Raw genomic sequence first — 6,971 nt, 5'->3', positions numbered from 1 at the left:
CGACCAGCCTGCCCCCGCAACCCACCAACCGAACCACCCGACACCACCCACGGCACCCACCCACCAAACACAGACCCCACCCCACAACCAGACCCCACCCCAACCCCAACCACAGGACCACCCAACGACGGCGCCTCCTCCACAATCACATGCGCATTCGTCCCACTAATCCCAAACGACGACACACCCGCCCGACGCACCCCACCCACACCCGAACCCGACTCCCACGGGCGCTCCTCACGCAGCAACTCCACGGCACCCATCGACCAATCGACGTGCGGCGACGGCGCGTCCACGTGCAACGTCCGCGGCAACATCCCATGCCGCAACGCCATCACCATCTTGATCAACCCCGCCACACCCGCGGCGGCCTGCGCATGACCGATGTTCGACTTCACCGAACCCAGCCACAACGGGTGACCGTTCCCCCGACCCTGCCCATACGTAGCCAACAACGCCTGCGCCTCGATCGGGTCACCCAACCGCGTCCCCGTACCATGTGCCTCCACCACATCCACATCCGAAACAGACAACCCCGCCGAACCCAACGCCGCCCGAATCACCCGCTCCTGCGACGGACCATTCGGCGCCGTCAACCCATTCGACGCACCGTCCTGATTCACCGCAGAACCACGCACCACCGCCAACACCCGGTGACCGTTACGGCGCGCATCCGACAACCGCTCCAACAGCAGGAGGCCGACCCCCTCGCCCCAACCCGTACCGTCCGCCCCCGCTGCAAACGACTTACACCGACCATCCACCGCCAACCCACGCTGCCGGGCGAAGTCCACGAAGACGCTAGGTGCCGACATCACGGTCACCCCGCCGGCAAGGGCCAGGTCACAGTCGCCCGAGCGGAGTGACTGGCTCGCCAGATGCAGGGCGACCAGCGACGACGAACACGCCGTGTCCACCGTCACCGCGGGCCCCTCAAGCCCGAAGGTGTACGCCACCCGACCCGATGCCACGCTGCCCACATTGCCGTTCCCGATGTAACCCTCCAACTCGTCGGGCACGGTGTGGAGACGGGTGGCGTAGTCGTAATAGATGGCACCGGCGAAGACACCGGTCTTGCTGCCGCGCAGCGAAGTCGGGTCGATGCCGGCCCGCTCGAAGGTCTCCCAGGACGTCTCCAGAAGCAGCCGCTGCTGGGGGTCCATGGCCAGCGCCTCGCGCGGCGAGATGCCGAAGAACTCCGGGTCGAAGTCGGTCGCGGTGTCGACGAATCCACCGGTCCGCACATAGGTGCTGCGGGGGCGGCTGGGGTCGGCGTCGAAGAGGTCGGTCAGGTTCCAGCCGCGGTCGGTGGGGAACTCCTCCATGGCGTCCACGCCACCTGCGACCAGGTCCCACAGCTCCTCGGGGCTGGTCACCCCGCCGGGGAGCCGGCAGCCCATGCCGACGATTGCAATGGGTTCGTCCCAGGCAGCCGCCGGTGTCGCCAGGGCGGCTGCCGTCGAGTCGGTCACGGTGAGCCGGGTCAAGCCGGTGTCCCAGCCTTCGGCCTCGGTGAGCAGGTTGAGGAGTTGCCGCCCGAGAGCCTGTGGGGTCGGGTGGTCGAAGATCAGGGTGGCGGGGAGCCTCAGACCGGTGGTGGCGTTGAGCCGGTTGCGGAGTTCGAGACCGGTGAGGGAGTCGAAGCCGAGGTCCTTGAAGGCCCGCTGTTCGGCCACGTCCGCCGTACGGGCATGGCCGAGGACGGCCGCGGCCTGGGCACAGACGGCCTGCACGAGGACGCGCGTCCGCTCGGCGACGTCGAGCCCCGCCAACTGCCCCACCAGCGCACCCTGTTGGGCAACTCCCTGCCCCACGCTGTGGCGTTCGGTCACACGTGCCAGGGCGCGCAGCAGGGCCGGCACGTCGGGCCCTGCCGCCCGCAGGGTGGCCAGGTCCATGCGTACGGGCATCAGCACCGGCTCGTCGCGGTTGACGGCGGCGTCGAAGAGGCTCATGCCCTGTTCCGAGGTGAGCGGGTGCACCCCGAGGCGTGCCATCCGCTGTCGGTCGGCGGTGCCGAGACCGGCCGTCATCTCGCTGCGCTCGGCCCACCAACCCCAGGCCAGCGAGGTGGCCGGCCGGCCGGTGGCGCGCCGCTGCGCGGCCAGTGCGTCGAGGAAGGCGTTGCCCGCGGCGTAGTTGCCCTGCCCTGGGTTGCCCATCATCCCGGCCGCCGAGGAGAACAGGACGAAGGCCGTCAGGTCCAGTCCGCTGGTCAGCTCGTGGAGGTTCCAGGCCGCGTCCACCTTGGGGCGCAGCACGTTGGCGAGACGGTCCGGGGTGAGGGCCTGCACAACGCCGTCGTCGACCACGCCCGCCGCGTGCACGACGGCGGTCAGCGGGTGCTCGGGCGCCACCGTGCGCAGCAGGTCGGACAGGGCGCCGCGGTCAGCCGCGTCGCACGCCGCGACACGCACCTGGGCACCCAACTCTTCGAGCTCGGCGCGGAGTGCTGCTGCCCCGGGTGCCGCTGGACCGCTGCGGCTGGTGAGCGCCAGTCTCCGTACGCCGTGCGCGGTCACCAGGTGTCGGGCCAGGGCCGCGCCCAGGGTGCCGGTGCCGCCGGTGACGAGGACGGTGCCGTCAGGTGCGGGGGCGAACCCGCTGCCGCCCCTCCCACCGGTGCGGGCCAGCCGGGGCACGTAGCCCGCGCCGGCGCGTACCGCGAGCTGTGCGTCTCCGCCGAGCACGAGCTCGGTCAGCCGCCGCGGGTCGGTGTCAGGGGCGTCCGTGTCGACGAGTACGAACCGGTCAGGGTGCTCACCCTGCGCGGAGCGCACCATCCCCCATAAGGCGGCGGCAGCCAGGTCGGTGACCTCTTCCGGGCCGGTGACCGCCACCGCCCCGCTGGTCAGCAGCACCAGCCGGGTCGCCGCGAGGCGTTCGTCAGCCAGCCACCCTTGCAGGAGGGCCAGCACCCGACGGGTCAGCTTGTGCACGGTGGCACTGCCCGTACCAACCCCGTCCCCCACACCCACAGGCGCCCGGAACAGCACGGCTTCGGGAAGCGGCGCGCCCGCGTCGACCGCAGCCAGCAAGGCTGCGAGGTCCGGATGGGTGTCGATGCCGGCCGAGGTCGCGGGATGGCCGACACCGTCAGTGGCGGCGGGTCCTTCCCCGATGACGGCCCAGCGCGGTGTCACGGATTCGGCGTTGGCCGACGCGGGGGCCGCGATGGTTGTCGCGGGGGTTGGTCGCCGGTCCCAGACCACCTGGTACAGGTTGTCGCGGACGAACGGGTCCACGGCCTTGAGTTGGTCGGCCGATACGGGGCGCACGGTCAGCGACCGCGCGGAGAAGACCGGTAGCCCGTTTTCGTCGGCTGCCTGTACCGCCAACTCGTCGCCGCCCGAGGGCAGTAGCCGCACCCGTAGTACGGACGCGCCGGTCGCGGTGAGGCGGACCCCACGCCAGGCGAAGGGCAACCGCGCGGACAGCGAGGCGTCCAGCGTCCCGGCCACCGCGAGCGGGTGCAGGGCCGCGTCGAGCAGTGCCGGGTGCAGCGTGAACTGCTCGGCCGCGTGTCGTACGTGCTCGGGCAGCTCCACCTCGGCGAAGAGTTCCGCACCGCGCCGCCAGGCGCTCCGCAGGCCGCGGAAGGCCGGCCCGTAGTCGAACCCGGCGTCCGCCAGCCGCTCGTACGCATCGGCCCCGTCCATGGGCTCCGCCCCGGCCGGCGGCCACTGGGTGAGGGGCTCGTGACCGTCGGCCGCGGCCGTGGCGAGTGGGACGACCGTGCCCGCGGCGTGCTGGGTCCAGGGTTGGTCGGCGTCCCCCTCGTCGGGCCTGGAGTGCACGGTCAGCGCGCGGGTCCCTGCCTCGTCGGGTGCCTCCACCCTGACTTGCAGGCGCACCGCCCCGGTCTCCGGCAGTACGAGCGGGGTGTGCAGCGTCAACTCTTCCACCTCGGCACAGCCGAGGTCGGCTCCCACCCGCAACGCCAGCTCCACCAACGCCGTCCCCGGTACGATCACCGAGCCCAGCACCGCGTGATCCGCCAGCCAACCCTGGCTGGCCAGCGAGAACCGCCCACTCCACACCGTCGCGCCCCGGCCCCCGGCCAACTCCACGACGGCGCCCAACAGCGGATGGCTCACGGCCCCCATGCCCCACCCAGCCGGGTCCCCCGCGGTGACTCCCTCATCGATCCAGTACCGCTTGCGCTGGAACGCGTACGTCGGCAAATCGACCCGCTGAGCACCAGCGAAGAACCCCGCCCAGTCGACAGACACACCCTGTACGAAGGCCGAGGTCAGCGAACGCGCCAACCGCTCCGGACCACCCTCACCACGACGTAGCGTCTCCACCACCACACCCGAACAACCCAACTCCTCAAGCGTCTCCGAGAGCGGAGCCAACAGACCCGGGTGCGGACTGCACTCAATGAAGACGCTGTGTCCGTCGGCGACCGCCGCAGCCACCGCCTCCCGCAACCGCACGGTCTGCCGCAAGTTGGTGAACCAGTAATCGGCACCCATGACGGACGTGTCCGCCAACAACCCACCCGTCACCGTCGAATACACCGGAACCGACGACGAACCCGCCACCACACCCGCCAACAACTCCCGCAACTCACCACCCACCACATCCACCTGCGGAGAATGCGAGGCGTAATCCACCGGCACCCACCGCACCCACACACCATCCCGCTCGTACGCGGCGACCAAGTCACGCAGCGCGCCCACCTCACCAGACAGCACCACACTCGAAGGCCCGTTCTCCGCCGCAACCGACACCACCCCACCCACACCCGCGTCCTCGATGCCGGCCCGCACGACCTCCGCCGCAAGCCCCCCCGACACCATCCCCCCACCAGCCTGCAACCCCCGCAAGACCTTGCTCCGCAACACCACCACCCGCAACGCATCCTCAAGCGACAACACCCCCGCCACACACGCGGCAGCAATCTCACCCTGCGAATGCCCGATCACGCCACCAATCCGAACCCCACACGACTCCCACCACCGAGCCAGCCCCACCATCACCACAAACAACACCGGCTGCACCACATCCACCCGCCCCAACCACTCCCCACCCAACTCCCCAACCTGCGAGTCGTCCCGCAGAACATCCACAAGCGACCACTCCACCAACCCCTCCAACACCACCCCACACTCACCCACCACCCCCGCAAACACCGGGCAGGACTCCAACAGCTCCACCGCCATCCCCACCCACTGCGAACCCTGCCCCGGAAACACCAACACCACATCCGAGACGTCCCGCACCACACCAGAATCCGAGGCATCCGTCCCGCCACCAGCCACGATCCCCAGTTCCGCAACCAACTCCCCCACACCCCGACCCCACACCACCGCACGATGCTCCAACACCGCACGCCCCGAAACCAACGACCACCCCACATCACCCACACCCACACCCGCCCCAGACCGCTCCCCCACCCACCCAGCAAGCCGCCCCGCCTGCTCCCGCAACCCCACCACCGAACGACCCGACACCACCCACGGAACCAACCCACCCAACCCAACCAACTCCGCAGCGGCGGCGGTTTCCACGTCAGACGTCGGGGTGTGAGCCTTGTCCGCATCCACGGCCGCATCCGTCGGTTCCTCGATGACGACGTGCGCGTTGGTGCCGCTGGCGCCGAAGGAGGAGACACCCGCACGGCGCGGGCGGTCGGTGCGGGGCCAGGGTGTGGGGTGGGTGAGCAGTTCGATCTGGCCTGCCGACCAGTCCACGTGGGGCGACGGCGCGTCGATGTGCAGGGTGTGCGGGAGCGTGTCGTGCTGCATCGACAGCACCATCTTCATCAGGCCGGCCACTCCGGCCGCGGCCTGGGTGTGGCCGATGTTCGACTTCACCGAACCCAGCCACAGCGGGCGCCCCGCCGGCCGCTGCTGCCCGTAAGTGGCCAGCAGCGCATGGGCCTCGATCGGGTCACCCAAGGTCGTGCCCGTACCGTGTGCCTCCACCACGTCGACTTCGCCCGCGGTCAGCCCGGCGTTGGCCAGGGCCTGTTGGATCACCCGCTCCTGCGAGGGGCCGTTCGGCGCGGTCAGCCCGTTGGACGCACCGTCCTGGTTCACCGCTGAGCCGCGTACCACCGCCAACACCGGGTGGCCGTTGCGCCGCGCGTCAGACAGCCGCTCTACGGCCAGCAGGCCGGCCCCGTCGGCGAGGATGAAACCGTCGGCGGCGGCCGAGAAAGGCTTGCAACGGGCGTCGAAGGCGAGCCCGCGCTGGCGGCTGAAGTTGATGAAGATCTCCGGCGTGGACATGACCGTGACCCCGCCGGCAAGCGCCAGGTCGCATTCGCCGGCGCGCAGCGCCTGCGCCGCCAGGTGCAGGGCGACCAGCGAGGACGAACAGGCCGTGTCGACCGTGACGGCCGGGCCCTCAAGGCCGAGGGTGTACGCGACGCGGCCGGCCAGCAGGCTGGCGCCGTTGGCCATGCCGAGGGTGCCGTCCCTGCCCTTCGCCGTCTTGGCAAGGAGGGCCGGGTAGTCCAGGCCGTTGATGCCGGTGTAGACGCCCGTACGGCTGCCGCTGAGCCCGGCCGGGTTGATGCCGGCGCGTTCGAACGCTTCCCAGGCTGTCTCCAGAAGGAGGCGTTGTTGGGGGTCCATCGCGGCTGCCTCGCGCGGCGAGATGCCGAAGAAGTCGGCGTCGAAGTCCGCCACGTCGTGGAGGAACCCGCCCTCACGCACATAGGTCGCACCGAGCGTGTCGGGGTCGGGGTCGAAGATGCCGTCGATGTCCCAGCCGCGGTCGGTGGGGAAGCCGGTGATGGCGTCGCCGCCGTTCCGTACGAAGTCCCAGAACTCTTCGGGGGTGTTGATGCTCCCGGGGAACCGGCAGGCCATGCCGACGATCGCGATGGGTTCGCGCTGCTGGTCCTCAAGTTCGCGCACCCGTCGATGGGCCCCGCGCGCGTCGGCGATGGCCTTCTTGAGGTAGGAGCGGAGCTTGTCTTCCGACTCAGCCACGTACGTTCAACTCCTCGTGCTCAC

The 6,971-nt window shown here is 70.3% G+C and carries 1 protein-coding gene and 1 pseudogene; both read right to left on the bottom strand.

Annotated elements, in window-relative coordinates; genetic code table 11:
* A partial coding sequence (locus AAHZ94_RS36315; RefSeq protein WP_502964565.1) for a type I polyketide synthase occupies positions 1–3,659 on the bottom strand: 3,659 nt, incomplete at its 3' end.
* Positions 3,660–3,845: 186 nt separating this feature from the next.
* Positions 3,846–6,899, bottom strand: a pseudogene (locus tag AAHZ94_RS36310) (type I polyketide synthase); the annotation flags it as partial.
* Positions 6,900–6,971 lie beyond the last annotated feature (72 nt).

Source organism: Streptomyces sp. HSW2009, assembly GCF_040240285.1.
Lineage (GTDB): Bacteria > Actinomycetota > Actinomycetes > Streptomycetales > Streptomycetaceae > Streptomyces.
The sequence above is the reverse complement of the archived record's forward strand: the minus strand, read 5'-3'. Positions and strand labels throughout refer to the sequence as shown.